Origin of the sequence: Brucella tritici (assembly GCF_008932295.1) — a bacterium.
GTDB lineage: Bacteria > Pseudomonadota > Alphaproteobacteria > Rhizobiales > Rhizobiaceae > Brucella > Brucella tritici.
Window position 1 is genome coordinate 78,074 of sequence record NZ_WBWA01000006.1, and the last position, 14,666, is coordinate 92,739.

The following is a 14,666-nucleotide window of genomic DNA, read 5'->3' on the forward strand; positions in this document are numbered from 1 at the left end:
GTTGCATATTGCTTTTTGTTACTGATTCTTGCGCTTTCGCCGCGCCAGCATGTTGAGCGCTTCGACCAGCGCCGAAAAGCCCATCGCAGCGTAGATGTAGCCCTTCGGGACGTGGAAGCCGAAACCATCAGCGATCAGCGTCATGCCGATCATCAGCAGGAAGCCCAGCGCCAGCATAACAATGGTCGGGTTCGCCGCGATGAACCGTGACAGCGGGTCGGCTGCAAGCAGCATGACGGTAACAGCTGCGACGACGGCAATGACCATAATGGCGATCTCATCAGTCATGCCGACAGCGGTGATGATCGAATCGACCGAGAAGACCAGATCGAGAATCAGAATCTGCACGATGGCAGCGCCCATGGTGAGCTGAACCGCCTTGCCACCGATATTTTCCTTGCCATCCTCGGGATCAACCGTGTGGTGGATTTCCTTGGTCGCCTTCCAGACAAGAAACAGGCCGCCAGCAATCAGGATGATGTCACGCCAGGAAAAGCCATGGCCGAACGCCTCGAAAATCGGGGCCTTGAGCTGGACGATGATCGAGATGGTGAAAAGAAGCGCCAGACGCAGAATGAGCGCCGCTCCGATCCCGAGGCGACGAGCGCGAGCTTGCTGTGAGGCGGGAAGCTTGTTGGTGAGGATCGAGATGAAGATCAGATTGTCGATACCGAGGACGACTTCCATCGTCACCAGCGTAACCAGCGCGGCCCAGCCGGCGGGGGTCGAAAGAAATCCCAGATACTCGGTAAAAAAAATCCATTGAGTGGCGTCCCCTTGCGAAAAACTCGTTGCAAGGAGATAGGAACGCGAAAAGCCCGTTCAACCGGCAGAAAGCTGCCAGTTCAAAATAGCCACTCGATTGTAGATAACATCATACTTCGAGCTAAAATAAGACGTTATCGCCAGAATGCCGGAATGGTTTCTTCCAGATGCGCACCGATGCGCAAGGGGGCGGCCTTTTCTGCAAGCCCCGTGCGATCCGAAATCTCTATGCCCACGCCGCAGACGGTGGCCGGGCCATTCGCCGCCTCGAAACGCCCTTTCGGCACTTTCGACAGGAAACGATTGAGCGGCTCTTCCTTGTCCATGCCGAGCGAGGAATCGTAATCACCGCACATGCCGGCATCGGACATATAGGCCGTACCATTCCGCAAAATCTGGCAATCGGCGGTCGGGACATGCGTGTGCGTTCCGACAACAGCGCTGGCGCGACCGTCGACAAAATGACCGAAACACTGCTTTTCGCTCGTCGCTTCAGCATGGAAATCGAAGAACACAGCATCGGCCTGCTCGCCAAGCGGACAGGCTTCCAGAATTTTCTCGGCCGCGATAAACGGATCATCAAGATCGGGATGCATGAACACCCGGCCCATGACGTTCGATACCAGAACCCGGGCGCCGTTTTTGGCGATATAAAGCCCCTCGCCTTTTCCGGCCGTGCCTTTCGGGAAGTTTGCCGGGCGCAGAAAACGGTCTTCGCGCTTGGAGAAATCCAGTGCCTCGCGCTGATCCCATACGTGGTTGCCGGTCGTCACGACGTCGGCGCCCGCACGAATGGTATCGTGGAAAATCTCTTCCGTAATGCCAAAACCGCCCGCGGCGTTTTCGCCGTTGACGATTACGAAGTCCAGCTTCAGATCGGAAATCAGCCCCGGCAGTTTTTCATATACCGCGGTGCGGCCCGACCGGCCCACCATATCACCAAGAAAAAGCAATCTCATGAGAATGCCTTATAAACCTGCGCCAAGCGAACGCAAGCCGCTCTCGGTCAGGATCTGATCGAGAGCGATATCGTGCGGCTCATCGGGCACGCGCTCAACTTCCTGACAGTCGAAGGCCATGCCGATCAGAAGCGGCTGCAGGCCGCGCTCCGTGAAACGCGCCAGCGCGCGGTCATAATGTCCTGCACCATAGCCAAGCCGATGCCCGCGCCGGTCGAAGCCTGCGAGCGGCATCAGCATGATCGCCGGATCGACCACCGGTGCATCTTCTCCCGGTCCCATCGTGCCGAAACCCGTCTGACGCAATCTGGCATCGGGCAGATATTCGCGAAAGGCTATCGTTTCCCTATCCAGAACGACGGGGAGACAAAGTCGCGCGCCCTTGGCGCGAAATGCCGATAATAATGGGCGCGGATCAATCTCGGAACGGATCGGCCAATAGCCAGCGATTAACGTGCCTTTGGGCACATCGATTGCCGCCTCGCCCTTGTTCGCGGCCGCCAGAGAAGCCTCGTAGTGAAAGCGCGGATCAAGAGCATCGCGGACCGCCAGAATCTTGCGTCTAAGTTCCTGCTTTTCCAGTCCAGGGCTACGCTCCGTTGCTGTCATTCCAAGCCACTCCCTGATGCCACGTTGCATCATGTAGTGGAACCGCAAAGAGCCAATCCGTCAAGTGATCGCGCCTGCCCCTTGCGCGATCTTCTCTGAACGGTCGCGTATGACCTTCAAAACAACGCCATGGAAGTCGTTCAGGAACAGTTTGCCCCACAGATCACAATAGAAATCAATCGGCGTGGCGATCTGATAATGGGTCGTCAGCGTCAGGCGTGTATGACCATTCGCCACCGGTTCAAGGCGATAATCACCCTGCGCAAGCTTCAGATAGCTGCTGTCGACCTTGATATGCGCTTCCACCTCAGGCGGTATAGAGTCGGGACCAAAGCGGAAATCCCACGCCAGCAGCCGGTTCTCTTCCCATTGCGTGACAATTTCCTGAAAATTGACGCCATGCGTCCACTGCAAGTCCCGCACCGCTCCAACGCCAGTGCCGCTCAACCTTGCATCCACGGGCTGCGGCACGCCAAGCATGCCATGGCTGAATGTCCAGGACAGCTCGTCCGGGCGCACATTGCGGATTTCAACCGTCTGCTGCCAGACCACTTGCGGCGGCGCGGCAATCTCGATCACCGTGGTCACAGCACCATCTTGCGGGGTGTAGGACATCTGTAGTTCGGCTGGCAGAACGAACAGCGGCAGCGCAATCACCAGCGTCGTGCTGCGTCGCGAACGAAACTGCCGGATGATCCATAGGGTCACCGTCGAACCGAGCGCCGAGAACACCATGAAGAACGGAGCGGCCATGGCCACGCAAATTCCGGCTTCATGGAAAAGTATCATGCTGGTGACGACAAGCCCGGCGATGATGGCCCATCCCATACGCACATGCCGCCACAGGCTTTTTTGCGCACGCGGGTCGGAAAGGCTGGAAGCAAGGCTGGCGACTGCCATCGGCAACAGCATCAGGCCAGCAATGACGGGCATCTCATCCACATATTGGCCCGACCAGATCATGACATAAAGCAGAAGACCGTAGACGAAAGCGATGGGTATCGCGACGGCCAGTCTTTCCGATGAATCGGGGGATACTGTTTCAGGGGATTTCATCAAGATGCGCAAATCGTTGGAGTTTTGCGCATGTTTACGAACAAATTGCCCGCTAGATCAAGCTCATAGCTATCCTGCGACAGCCAGAGGAAAAGAAAGCGGCGACCACGACGACCGATGGTAGTGATTGATCCCGGGAACCTACAAAGTAGGTGGGCGCCATATGCGAAAGCCCGCAAGCCTTCACAGGGACAGCTCCCTTAGAGATCAATAAGGCCCCGGGGATGCTGTTACACCTGTCGGGAAGCGCAGTTCGCCACAGGCCAATATAGTACCTGCCCGATGGGAACGCCAGTGGCTTGCACCGGCTTAACAGGAAAACTTTTCAGAAAAATCTGGACTAGGATCAGCTGTTCCGCGGCGCAATGCGCGATGCCACCTGCTCGATGCGCGATGCTACATCCGAAAGCATGCCGGTCAGGGCAGCGTCGTTGCTATCGGCGCGACCAAGCGCTTCATCCCGTGCACGGCGCAGAGTTTCGACTTCGCTCTCCAGACCGTTGATGCGTTTCTGCATCTCGGCCATCTCGTCCATCACCATGATCCCGGCCATGACCGTCAGACGCAGATCGCCGATCTCCCCGAAGGACGTTTTGAGATGCGTGACATATTGATCGAAACGGTCGGCAAGCCCGGACAGGTGCGCTTCCTGTCCTTCGTCGCAAGCCATGCGGTAGGCTTTGCCATCGATGGTAACGGTTACGGTCGCTATGGTAGCCTCCTATCGGTCCAGAACGGCGCGGATTGTCTCCATCGCTGTCACAAGGCGGCGCGAAACTTCGCGATTTGCGGCTTCCAGCCGCTCGGCGCGCGCTTCCGACTGATCGAGTTCCTGGGCGAGACGGCTGCGATCCGCATTCATACGCTGCACCTCCTCCTCGGCCTCGGCGAAGTCGCCTTCCTTGTCCAGCCGCAGATCGACCGCTTGTTCAAGCGTATTGAGTGCCTTTTCCAGCCGTTCCAAGACTTGCCTGAGGGTCGTTTCGGGTGCCATCCATATCCTTTCCAATGCCAATTCGCGGGCTAACTCTGGGCATCGAATCGCACCTGCGGGACGGGCATCTTTGAAAAGATTGTAATAATCACCCGCCCGATAAGCAACAAATGAGGGGCATATCTAAACGTTCATGCACTGTTATCGGTGCAAAAACGGCTTTTCAGTGTTCGTTCTACAGCTTTCCACACAACTCAATCGATTAGTCGCGGACAGTTTATTGCCCAAAAGTCATCGGTTTATTGACTCCTTATACGCAGGTGCTATGTGTCCCGATGCCTTCTGGAGCGTGATCCCGAGACGCATGAAGCCGTTTTGGACGCGGATCGTGCTCAGGCAAAGGCATCGCCGCAACCCCGTTAACCCCTCCCAAGGAAAGACGGCTGAGACCATGACCAATTCCGACAAACAAAACCAGATGGCCAACGCGATCCGCTTCCTCTCTATGGACGCGGTGGAGAAAGCCAATTCGGGCCATCCCGGCCTGCCGATGGGTGCAGCCGATATAGCGACGACGCTCTATACCCGTTTTCTCTCGCATGACCCGCAGAACCCGCATTGGCCCGATCGCGACCGTTTCGTGCTCTCCGCAGGCCACGGCTCGATGCTGCTCTATTCGCTGCTCTATCTTTCGGGCTACGAAGACATCACCATCGACGAGATCAAGAATTTCCGCCAGCTCGGTTCGCGCACAGCAGGCCATCCGGAATATGGTCACGCCGCCGGTATCGAAACAACGACCGGTCCGCTCGGACAGGGCATCGCCAATGCCGTCGGCATGGCGCTTTCCGAACGCATCCTCAATGCACAGTTCGGCGACAGCCTCGTCAACCATTACACCTATGTTATTGCCGGTGACGGCTGCCTCATGGAAGGCATCAGCCAGGAAGCCATCGCGCTTGCCGGTCATCTGAAGCTGAACAAGCTGATCGTGTTCTGGGACGACAACAACATCTCGATCGACGGCCCGGTCACGCTTTCCGACAATACTGACCAGCCTGCCCGTTTCGCCGCTTCCGGCTGGAACACGATGGCTGTCGACGGTCACGACCAGGATGCGATTGCCAAGGCTATCGAACTGGCCAGGGTTTCCGAAAAGCCGACGCTGATCGCCTGCAAGACCACCATCGGCTTCGGTGCGCCGAACAAAGCCGGCACCAACAAGGTACATGGCTCCCCGCTTGGTGCCGAAGAAATTGCAGCAACCCGCAAGGCGCTCGGCTGGAGCGCGGAACCTTTCGTCGTTCCCGCAGAAGTGCTGGACGGCTGGCGCGTTGCCGGTCTGAATGCCGCCAAGAAGCGTCAGGAATGGGAAAAGCGCTTTGCCGCCGCCGACGCGGACACCCGCGCTGAATTCGAGCGCCGGATGCGTGGCGACCTGCCTTCCAACTTCGACGCGACCATCATCGAATACAAAAAGAAGCTTTCCGCCGACAAACCGAAGGTCGCAACCCGCAAGTCTTCGGAAATGGCACTGGAAGTCATCAACGGTGTCGTGCCGGAAACCATCGGCGGTTCTGCCGATCTCACCGGCTCGAACAACACCAAGACGAGCCAGACCAAGGCTATTACGCCGGAAGATTACGGCCAGCGCTACGTCCATTACGGCATCCGTGAACACGGAATGGCAGCAGCCATGAACGGCATGACGCTGCATGGGGGCCTCATCCCCTACGGCGGCACCTTCCTGACTTTCTCGGATTATTGCCGTCCGGCCATGCGTCTTTCCTCGCTGATGGGCATCCGCGTCGTTTACGTGATGACGCACGACTCCATCGGTCTTGGTGAAGACGGCCCGACCCACCAGCCAGTCGAACAGCTTGCCGCCTTGCGCGCCATTCCGAACCACAATGTGTTCCGCCCTGCCGACGCTGTCGAGGCGGCTGAATGCTGGCAGATTGCCTTGCAATCGAAGAAGACGCCGTCAACGATGGCTCTGACCCGCCAGAATCTGCCGACAGTCCGCACCGAGCATCGCGACGAAAACCTTTCGGCTTTCGGCGCCTATGAACTTGCTGCGGCAAGCAAGGATGCCAAGGTGACGATCTTCGCAACCGGCTCGGAAGTGGAAATCGCGCTCAAGGCCCGCGACCTGCTGGAAGGCAAAGGCATTGCCACCCGTGTCGTTTCCGTTCCTTGCTTCGAGCTTTTCGAACATCAGAGCGACGCCTACAAGACGGCGACCATCGGCGACGCGCCGGTAAAGGTTGCCATTGAAGCGGCAATCTCGCTCGGCTGGGAACGCTTCATCGGCGAAAACGGCATATTCATCGGCATGAAGGGCTTCGGCGCTTCGGGCGAGATCAACGATCTCTACAAGCATTTCGGCATCACGGCAGAACATGCCGCCGAAGCTGCGGAGAAGAAGCTCAACGCCGCATGATTTTAAGAACGCCGGCGTCGCAAAAACGCCGGCGTTTGAGTTTCCATTCCGGTTCGGTCGGACGAATCCTGTTCGATTTGTCCGTTCCGGCGGAGTTTTGAAGCACTGCATGTGCAGTACCCTATCGGGAGATTAAGAGAAAATGGCAGTTCGCGTCGCAATTAACGGTTTTGGCCGCATCGGCCGCAACATCCTTCGCGCCATCGTAGAGTCGGGCCGCACCGATATTCAGGTCGTCGCCATCAACGACCTCGGCCCGGTCGAAACCAATGCGCATCTTCTGCGTTATGACAGCGTTCATGGCCGTTTCCCCAAGGAAGTAAAGGTTGCAGGCGACACCATCGACGTCGGCTACGGCCCGATCAAGGTGCATGCCGTCCGCAACCCGGCTGAACTGCCGTGGAAGGAAGAAGGCGTCGACATCGCTCTGGAATGCACCGGCATCTTCACCTCGCGCGACAAGGCAGCACTTCACCTTGAAGCTGGTGCAAAGCGCGTCATCGTTTCGGCTCCTGCCGATGGCGCCGACCTCACCGTCGTTTATGGCGTCAACCACGACAAGCTGACCAAGGACCATCTGGTCATCTCCAACGCTTCGTGCACCACCAACTGCCTTGCACCGGTGGCTCAGGTTCTCAACGATGCCATCGGCATCGAAAAGGGCTTCATGACCACGATCCACTCCTATACGGGCGACCAGCCGACGCTGGACACCATGCATAAGGATCTCTACCGCGCACGCGCAGCAGCCCTTTCCATGATCCCGACCTCGACGGGCGCAGCCAAGGCTGTCGGCCTCGTTCTGCCGGAACTGAAGGGCAAGCTCGATGGCGTCGCCATCCGCGTTCCGACCCCGAACGTCTCGGTCGTGGACCTGACCTTCATCGCCAAGCGCGAAACGACTGTCGATGAAGTCAACAATGCGATCCGTGCAGCCGCCAATGGCCGCCTCAAGGGCATTCTCGGCTACACCGATGAACCGCTCGTCTCGCACGACTTCAACCATGACTCCCATTCCTCGGTCTTCCACACGGACCAGACCAAGGTCATGGAAGGCACCATGGTGCGCATCCTGTCGTGGTACGACAATGAGTGGGGCTTCTCCAGCCGTATGGGCGATACCGCTGTCGCCTTCGGCAAGCTGATCTAAGCTTCTGACCATGTTTCGCGCCCTTCTCCCCACCGTTGCGCGCTGGCGTCCGCTGGAAGGAGAAGGGCTCGAACACCTCAATATCGGCCCTACCGGCCGTACGATCCGTGCCGAAAGCGTGGTGATTGGCGACCGCGGAGGCAAACCCTATGGCGTGCGCTACAGCATCGACTGCAACAGCGCCTGGCATGTCCTCCATTTCCTGATCGAAACCACAGCCGGGCACCGTCTGGAGCTTGTTTCCGACGGCGACGGTCGCTGGAGCACGATGGCTGGCGATGCATTGCCCGAATTCGACGGCTGCATCGATATCGATCTGGCAGGAACGCCCTTCACCAACACGCTGCCCGTCCGCCGCCTTGGCCTCACACCGGAAAGCGGCACCGTTCAGCTCGACATGCTTTACGTGCCGTTCGACAGTTTCCGCCCGCTGCGTGACCAGCAGCGATATACTTGCCTTGAGGAAGGGCGGCGCTATCGCTACGCGGCGGCCGACCGCACCTTCACTGCCGAATTGCCCGTCGATGAGGACGGGCTTGTCACCGACTATCCAACCCTTTTCCGGCGCCTGCCTGTTTGAGCCCCCCTGCTCCACCAGCACCCGAAAGACAGTTCTGGGAGAAAGATCATGAGTTTCCGCACTCTCGACGATGCCGACGTCAAGTCCAAGCGCGTACTGGTCCGCGTTGACCTCAACGTGCCGATGGCGAATGGCGAAGTCACAGACCTGACCCGTATCGAGCGCATCGTTCCGACCATTGCCGAACTTTCCAGGAAAGGCGCAAAGGTCATTCTGCTCGCCCATTTCGGTCGCCCCAAAGGTGTTGCTTCGGACGAAAATTCGCTGACGCATGTCGTGAAGCCGCTCGCCAAGGTTCTGGGACACGGTGTCCATTTTGCCGAAGACTGCATCGGCGACAAGGCCAAGGCCGCCGTCGATGCGCTGAAGGACGGCGATGTCCTGCTTCTGGAAAACACCCGTTTCCACAAGGGCGAGGAAAAGAACGATCCGGAATTCGTCGCGGCTCTGGCAGTCAATGGCGATCTTTATGTAAACGACGCGTTTTCGGCTGCCCACCGCGCCCACGCCTCGACGGAAGGCCTCGCACATGTCCTGCCCGCCTATGCGGGACGCGGCATGCAGGCTGAGCTTGAGGCGCTTGAAAAAGGCCTCGGCAATCCAGCTCGCCCGGTTGTCGCCATAGTCGGCGGCGCAAAGGTTTCGACCAAGCTCGATCTTCTGTCCAACCTGATCGAAAAGGTCGATGCGCTCGTTATTGGCGGCGGCATGGCCAATACTTTCCTGGCAGCGCAGGGACATGATGTCGGCAAATCGCTGTGCGAACACGAGCTGGCCCACACCGCCCGCGAAATCATGGCCAAGGCCGAAACCACCAAATGCGCGATCATCCTGCCGGTCGATGCCGTCGTGGGCTGGCACTTTGCAGCCGACACGCCGAACAAGACCTATGGAGTCGATTCGGTTCCAAGCGACGGCATGATTCTTGATGCCGGAGCGCTTTCGACCGATCTGATCGCCTCGGCCATCGATGATGCGGCTACGCTTATCTGGAACGGTCCGCTCGGTGCGTTCGAACTGCGCCCGTTCGATGCGGCAACAGTCAAGACCGCAAAACACGTCGCGGCCCGCACCAAGGCTGGCAAGCTGGTTTCGGTCGGCGGCGGCGGCGATACGGTCGCAGCGTTGAACCATGCTGGCGTGGCCGACGACTTCACTTACATCTCGACCGCAGGTGGCGCCTTCCTCGAGTGGATGGAAGGCAAGCCCCTCCCCGGCGTCGATGTGCTGAAGAAGTAATGTGATAAACTGCATTCAAATAAGCTCGGCTGCTGCCGGGCTTATTTTTTCGGTGTGAGCTTCAAAAGCCGCCCCGGATTATCATCCTCGACCAGCCAAATGGCACCGTCCGGCCCGACAGCCACATCGCGGATACGGTTTTCCATTTCAAAGCGCTCGGCTTCGTCCGCCTTGCCGTCCTTGTCGATCACGACACGCACCAGCGACATGACCGAAAGCCCTCCGATCAAAGCCGAACCACGCCATTCGGGGAACATGTCTCCCTCGTAAAAGGCAAGCCCCGCCGGAGCGATAACCGGCGTCCAGTACACCAATGGTGGCTCGAATTCCGGACGTGTGCTATGGCGCGGGATCGGCCTGCCGCTATAATTGTCGCCATTGGAAACAACAGGCCACCCATAATTGAGACCGGGTTTGATGAGATTGAACTCGTCACCGCCACGCGGGCCCATCTCGTGCTCCCAGAGCTTTCCATCGGGACCAAAGGCCAGTCCATACGGATTGCGATGGCCGGTCGACCAGGTCAGCGCCCGCACACCTTCTGCATCCGCATGCGGATTATCCTTCGGCACGGAACCATCGAGATTCATACGGAGAATTTTCCCCATTGGAGCCGCATCGTCCTGTGCGGTCGCGGGCAACATGCGGTCGCCAACGGAAAAGAACAGATGCTTGCCGTCCGGCGCGAAAGCAATAATGCCGCCCGGCTGTCCACCGCGAGCCACCGCATCCTGTTTCCAGATCGTGGTCTTTTCCTTCAGCGCTACCTTGCCGTCACCCTCGTCCAGCACAGCGCGCGCCAGAACGACGCTGCTGCCATTCTTCTCCGGTTCGTTATAGGAAAAGTAGACTGCCTTGCTTTTTTCGAAATCCGGTGCAGGCGCAATATCAAGAAGACCGTTCTGGCCGCCAAAGGCGACTTCCGGCACGCCAGCGACAGCAGTTTTGTCACCCGATTGCGTGACGATGAAAATCTTGCCGCCCTTCTCCGTCAATAAAAGTCTGCCATCGGGCAGAAAGGCGATCGCCCATGGCGTATCGAATTCGGCGACCGGGATTGCAGTAAACGGAGCATTTGCTTCAGCCTTCCTGCCACCGGCATTGATGCTCTCAGCCGAAACATCGGGTACCGGCAGGGCAACCATTGATGCGGCCAGAACAAACGGCAAGCTTAAAAGGGCTCGTCGCATATCTCCTCCTCAAATCTGGACAACGGAAAACGGGCGGGGTTTCCTCACTGGTTTCTTACATGGGGTCTGAGACGCGGATATCAAAACGAGTTTCGGGAAAAACCCGAGATAGCCAATCTGACTGCTCTTAAGATAACTTGTCTCATCTAAAACGTTTGAAAAATCTTTCAAACGTTTCAATAACTTGCGCTCGCCATGGTTTTAACCAACACTCCCTCATCGCTTTGATAGAAGGAGCATTGCATATGACTGAACGTCTTGAAGATATTGCGATTGCACTGATGGCAGCAGGAAAAGGTATTCTCGCCGCCGACGAAAGCTCGAGCACCATCAAGAAGCGCTTTGACTCGATCCATCTCGCCTCGACGGAAAACACCCGCCGCGATTATCGCGAGATGTTGTTCCGTTCGGACGACGCGATGAAGTACTATATTTCGGGTGTCATTCTCTATGATGAAACCATAAGGCAGAAGGCCAAGGATGGTACGCCGCTCGTCGACATTATCCGAAAGGCAGGGGCAATTCCGGGTATCAAGGTCGATGCGGGTGCAAAGCCGCTGGCAGGCTTCTATGGTGAAACAATCACAGAGGGGCTCGACAGTCTGCGCGAACGGCTCAACGAATATTATGAGCTTGGCGCACGCTTTGCCAAATGGCGCGCAGTGATTTCCATTTCGGATGGCCTGCCCACATGGGGTGCGGTGAAACAGAATGCACAGGCGCTCGCCCGCTATGCAGCGCTTTGCCAGGAAGCAAACATCGTCCCTATCGTGGAGCCGGAAGTGTTGATGGACGGCCAGCCGGGTGATCACACCATCGACCGTTGTTACGAAGTGACGGAATGGGTTCTCAAGACGGTATTTACGGAACTTTACGATGCTCGCGTCAGGCTCGAAGGCATGATCCTGAAGCCAAACATGGTCATCGACGGCAAAAAGGCACGCAAAGCTTCCGTCGAGGAAGTGGCGGAGAAAACCGTACGCTGTTTCCGCAACACGGTTCCGGCAGCAGTGCCCGGCATCGCATTTCTTTCCGGCGGCCAGACCGGCGAGGAAGCGACAGCCCATCTTTCTGCAATGAATGCGGGCTTCGACATGCCATGGAAGATGACCTTCTCCTATGGCCGTGCCCTTCAGGCGGCAGCGCTGGACGCCTGGGCAGGTAAGGATGAAAACATCGCGGCCGGTCAGCGCGCTTTCGCGCATCGTGCAAAGATGAATGGTCTCGCCGCTACCGGCGGCTGGAAAAAAGACCTCGAAAAGGCAGCCTGACTTGTCTTGAAAAGGAGGGCCCGGCGATTTCAGCCGGGCTTTTTTCAGCCTTCGTGCAGATGGAATCCCACTGCCAGTGCCATGATCAATATGGCGATGACTGCGATCTTCCAGAAATCGCTGCGCCGCTTCAGTCCCGGCAGGCCAAGCGGTTTGATGATGTGCAGTCCCATCAGAAGAACAAGCAGCACAGGCAGGATTTTTGTCACAAATCACCTCTCTGCCTCCTTGTGACGCAGACAGGCCATCGCCGCAAGACACCTGCATCAGACACAGGCGTTTTACCGGCAAGTCTCGTTCTTCATCTTAAGTTTCATGGACGGGTCGCCGTCCAGCGGCGTAAACTGCATGTGGAGGTGACGAAACGCGCATGGAGGAGATTGACCGAAACAGGTCGATTTTGCGCTTTCGTCAGCAGACCAGGTGTTTGTTTTGACGCGCATCTTGTTCCGGAAACCGTTTCACACTTTTCGGGATGCGCTCTAATCACGGCGCAACAACCGCCCCGGCGGCGTTGTGCGTGCTTCTGGGAGGAAGAGCATGACTTCGAAATATGCCGAAACCTATGCCGCATGGCAGACCGATCCTGAACGCTTCTGGGCTGAAGCGGCGCAGGCAATCGACTGGTTCACGCCATGGGATCAGGTTTTTGCGGGCGACGAAGGTGTCTATGGACGTTGGTTCAAGGGTGCTGAGTGCAACACATGTTACAACGCGCTCGACCGCCATGTCGCCAACGGGCGCGGTGAACAGGTGGCGCTCATCTATGAAAGCCCCGTCACCCGCACAGTGCGCAAATTCACTTATCTCGAACTGCTGGAAGAAGTAGAAGCGCTCTCCGCCGTCATGCTCGACAATGGCGTGTCGAAGGGCGACCGCGTTCTCATCTATATGCCGATGGTTCCCGAAGCGGCTGTCGCCATGCTGGCATCAGCCCGTATCGGTGCCGTCCATTCCGTTGTCTTCGGCGGATTTGCCGCCAATGAACTCGCAACCCGCATCGACGACGCCAAGCCAGTGATGATTATCGCCGGTTCCTGCGGCATCGAGCCTACCCGCATCGTGCCTTATCAGGCCATGCTCGATAAAGCGATTTCACTTGCACATCACAAGGTCGATCATTGCATCATATTGCAGCGTGAACAGCATCGGCATGAACCGGTGGCAGGGCGTGACATCGACTATCGCGAGGCCGTCAATGCCGCGCGCGGTCGTCATATCCCCTGCACGCCGGTTGATGCCACCGACCCGCTTTATGTGCTGTACACATCCGGCACGACCGGCGAGCCGAAAGGCGTCGTGCGAGACAATGGCGGACACATGGTGGCGCTCGCCTGGTCCATAAAGAATGTTTTTGGTGTGGAACCCGGACAAGTATGGTGGGCCGCATCCGATGTGGGTTGGGTAGTTGGCCATTCCTACATCGTCTACGCACCGCTGATCCAAGGTGCAACGACTATCCTCTTCGAAGGCAAGCCGATCGGCACGCCCGATGCGGGCACCTATTGGCGCATCATTGCCGAGCATGGCGTGGAAGTGATGTTCACCGCACCTACGGCACTGCGCGCTATCAAGAAAGACGACGCGGACGGCAATTTCGTGCGTCGCTACGACCTTTCGAAGTTCCGCGCCCTTTATCTCGCTGGCGAACGTGCCGATCCAGACACGATCCACTGGGCCGAGAACCTGCTGGGCTGCCCGGTGATCGATCACTGGTGGCAGACAGAAAGCGGCTGGCCGATGGTCGCCAATCCGCTCGGCCTCGGTCTTCTGGAAACCAAATACGGATCGCCTGCTGTCTGCCTTCCGGGTTACGATATCCGCGTGCTGGACGATGAAGGCCACGAAGTCGAGCGCGGCCAACTTGGGAATGTTCTTATCAAGCTGCCGCTACCGCCCGGCTGCCTGCCAACGCTCTGGAATGCCGACGAGCGCTTTCGCAAGGCCTACCTGAACGAGTTCCCCGGTTATTATAAAACTGCAGATGCAGGCTATATGGATGAGGACGGTTATCTCTACATTATGAGCCGCACCGACGACATCATCAATGTCGCTGGCCATCGTCTATCCACGGGGGCGATGGAGGAGGTACTTTCCAGCCATCCCGATGTTGCCGAATGTGCGGTGCTTGGTATTTCGGACCCCGTTAAGGGCCAGGTGCCGTGCGGTTTCCTCGTGCTGAAATCCAACATCGACCGTGAACCGCAAGAGGTCGAGAAGGAATGCGTCAGCATGGTTCGTGACGTCATCGGACCTGTTGCAGCTTTCCGGCTGGCGCTGACCGTCAAGCGTCTGCCCAAGACACGGTCCGGCAAGATTCTGCGCTCAACTATCCAGAAAATCGCCGATGGCGAAGAATGGAAGATGCCGGCTACAATCGATGATCCCGCTATTCTGGAAGAAATCAGCACTGTTCTGCGCGAGCGTCACACCGGCCTCGCCTTTGCCTGATCCTGACGCTATTGACCGG

At 57.8% G+C, this 14,666-nt stretch carries 14 protein-coding genes and 1 other RNA gene; 6 read left to right on the forward strand and 9 right to left on the reverse strand.

What is annotated here, in order from left to right:
• Positions 1-18: 18 nt before the first annotated feature.
• The 7 genes from F9K91_RS08545 to F9K91_RS08575 form a co-directional block, all read right to left on the reverse strand.
• Positions 19-759, reverse strand: a complete 741-nt coding sequence (locus tag F9K91_RS08545; RefSeq protein ID WP_151677632.1) for a TerC family protein — start codon at positions 757-759, stop codon at positions 19-21.
• Positions 760-899: 140 nt separating this feature from the next.
• On the reverse strand, positions 900-1,724 hold the full coding sequence (locus F9K91_RS08550) for a TIGR00282 family metallophosphoesterase (protein ID WP_010661395.1): 825 nt from the start codon (positions 1,722-1,724) through the stop codon (positions 900-902).
• A 9-nt stretch (positions 1,725-1,733) separates the two neighbouring features.
• Positions 1,734-2,333, reverse strand: coding sequence for a 5-formyltetrahydrofolate cyclo-ligase (locus F9K91_RS08555; protein ID WP_151556111.1), 600 nt, complete (start codon positions 2,331-2,333; stop codon positions 1,734-1,736).
• A 60-nt stretch (positions 2,334-2,393) separates the two neighbouring features.
• Positions 2,394-3,389 carry an SRPBCC family protein gene (locus F9K91_RS08560; RefSeq protein ID WP_151677665.1) on the reverse strand — a complete coding sequence of 332 codons (996 nt, stop codon included), beginning with the start codon at positions 3,387-3,389 and terminating at the stop codon, positions 2,394-2,396.
• 99 nt (positions 3,390-3,488) lie between these two features.
• Positions 3,489-3,647: non-coding RNA, 6S RNA (gene ssrS / locus F9K91_RS08565), on the reverse strand.
• Positions 3,648-3,735: 88 nt separating this feature from the next.
• Positions 3,736-4,101: a cell division protein ZapA gene (locus F9K91_RS08570; protein WP_151556110.1), complete on the reverse strand. Its 366-nt coding sequence runs from the start codon at positions 4,099-4,101 to the stop codon at positions 3,736-3,738.
• Between the two features lie 9 nt (positions 4,102-4,110).
• A complete protein-coding gene (locus F9K91_RS08575; protein ID WP_010661399.1) occupies positions 4,111-4,383 on the reverse strand; it encodes a DUF4164 domain-containing protein in 273 nt (90 codons plus the stop codon).
• 391 nt (positions 4,384-4,774) lie between these two features.
• Here F9K91_RS08575 and tkt point away from each other — a divergent pair, with 391 nt between their 5' ends.
• From tkt to F9K91_RS08595, 4 genes are all read left to right on the forward strand, one after another.
• On the forward strand, positions 4,775-6,766 hold the full coding sequence (tkt, locus tag F9K91_RS08580) for a transketolase (RefSeq protein WP_151556109.1): 1,992 nt from the start codon (positions 4,775-4,777) through the stop codon (positions 6,764-6,766).
• 142 nt (positions 6,767-6,908) lie between these two features.
• Positions 6,909-7,916 carry a type I glyceraldehyde-3-phosphate dehydrogenase gene (gap, locus tag F9K91_RS08585; protein ID WP_061348018.1) on the forward strand — a complete coding sequence of 336 codons (1,008 nt, stop codon included), beginning with the start codon at positions 6,909-6,911 and terminating at the stop codon, positions 7,914-7,916.
• 10 nt (positions 7,917-7,926) lie between these two features.
• Positions 7,927-8,496 carry a putative glycolipid-binding domain-containing protein gene (locus tag F9K91_RS08590; protein ID WP_151677633.1) on the forward strand — a complete coding sequence of 190 codons (570 nt, stop codon included), beginning with the start codon at positions 7,927-7,929 and terminating at the stop codon, positions 8,494-8,496.
• A 48-nt stretch (positions 8,497-8,544) separates the two neighbouring features.
• Entirely contained in the window at positions 8,545-9,735 is a 1,191-nt protein-coding gene (locus F9K91_RS08595) for a phosphoglycerate kinase (RefSeq protein WP_151556107.1), read from the forward strand.
• 41 nt (positions 9,736-9,776) lie between these two features.
• On the opposite strand, the gene F9K91_RS08600 is transcribed toward F9K91_RS08595, so the two are convergent.
• Positions 9,777-10,925, reverse strand: a complete 1,149-nt coding sequence (locus F9K91_RS08600) for a PQQ-dependent sugar dehydrogenase (protein ID WP_151677634.1) — start codon at positions 10,923-10,925, stop codon at positions 9,777-9,779.
• A gap of 245 nt (positions 10,926-11,170) precedes the next feature.
• Between F9K91_RS08600 and F9K91_RS08605 the strand changes: the two genes are divergently transcribed.
• Entirely contained in the window at positions 11,171-12,196 is a 1,026-nt protein-coding gene (locus F9K91_RS08605; RefSeq protein ID WP_151677635.1) for a class I fructose-bisphosphate aldolase, read from the forward strand.
• A 44-nt stretch (positions 12,197-12,240) separates the two neighbouring features.
• On the opposite strand, the gene F9K91_RS25975 is transcribed toward F9K91_RS08605, so the two are convergent.
• Complete coding sequence (locus F9K91_RS25975) at positions 12,241-12,405, reverse strand: hypothetical protein (protein ID WP_167522199.1); 165 nt, start codon at positions 12,403-12,405, stop codon at positions 12,241-12,243.
• Positions 12,406-12,736: 331 nt separating this feature from the next.
• On the opposite strand from F9K91_RS25975, the gene F9K91_RS08610 reads away from it, so the two are divergent.
• Positions 12,737-14,647: a propionyl-CoA synthetase gene (locus tag F9K91_RS08610; protein ID WP_151677636.1), complete on the forward strand. Its 1,911-nt coding sequence runs from the start codon at positions 12,737-12,739 to the stop codon at positions 14,645-14,647.
• Positions 14,648-14,666: the final 19 nt, after the last annotated feature.

What these genes read in the sequence shown, in the direction of transcription:
- gap (WP_061348018.1), top strand. Translation starts at nt 6,909, where the DNA reads ATGGCAGTTCGCGTCGCAATTAACGGTTTTGGCCGCATCGGCCGCAAC.
- F9K91_RS08555 (WP_151556111.1), bottom strand. Translation starts at nt 2,333, where the DNA reads ATGACAGCAACGGAGCGTAGCCCTGGACTGGAAAAGCAGGAACTTAGA.
- F9K91_RS08610 (WP_151677636.1), top strand. Translation starts at nt 12,737, where the DNA reads ATGACTTCGAAATATGCCGAAACCTATGCCGCATGGCAGACCGATCCT.
- F9K91_RS08595 (WP_151556107.1), top strand. Translation starts at nt 8,545, where the DNA reads ATGAGTTTCCGCACTCTCGACGATGCCGACGTCAAGTCCAAGCGCGTA.
- F9K91_RS08605 (WP_151677635.1), top strand. Translation starts at nt 11,171, where the DNA reads ATGACTGAACGTCTTGAAGATATTGCGATTGCACTGATGGCAGCAGGA.
- tkt (WP_151556109.1), top strand. Translation starts at nt 4,775, where the DNA reads ATGACCAATTCCGACAAACAAAACCAGATGGCCAACGCGATCCGCTTC.
- F9K91_RS08600 (WP_151677634.1), bottom strand. Translation starts at nt 10,925, where the DNA reads ATGCGACGAGCCCTTTTAAGCTTGCCGTTTGTTCTGGCCGCATCAATG.
- F9K91_RS08575 (WP_010661399.1), bottom strand. Translation starts at nt 4,383, where the DNA reads ATGGCACCCGAAACGACCCTCAGGCAAGTCTTGGAACGGCTGGAAAAG.
- F9K91_RS08590 (WP_151677633.1), top strand. Translation starts at nt 7,927, where the DNA reads ATGTTTCGCGCCCTTCTCCCCACCGTTGCGCGCTGGCGTCCGCTGGAA.
- F9K91_RS08550 (WP_010661395.1), bottom strand. Translation starts at nt 1,724, where the DNA reads ATGAGATTGCTTTTTCTTGGTGATATGGTGGGCCGGTCGGGCCGCACC.
- F9K91_RS08560 (WP_151677665.1), bottom strand. Translation starts at nt 3,389, where the DNA reads ATGAAATCCCCTGAAACAGTATCCCCCGATTCATCGGAAAGACTGGCC.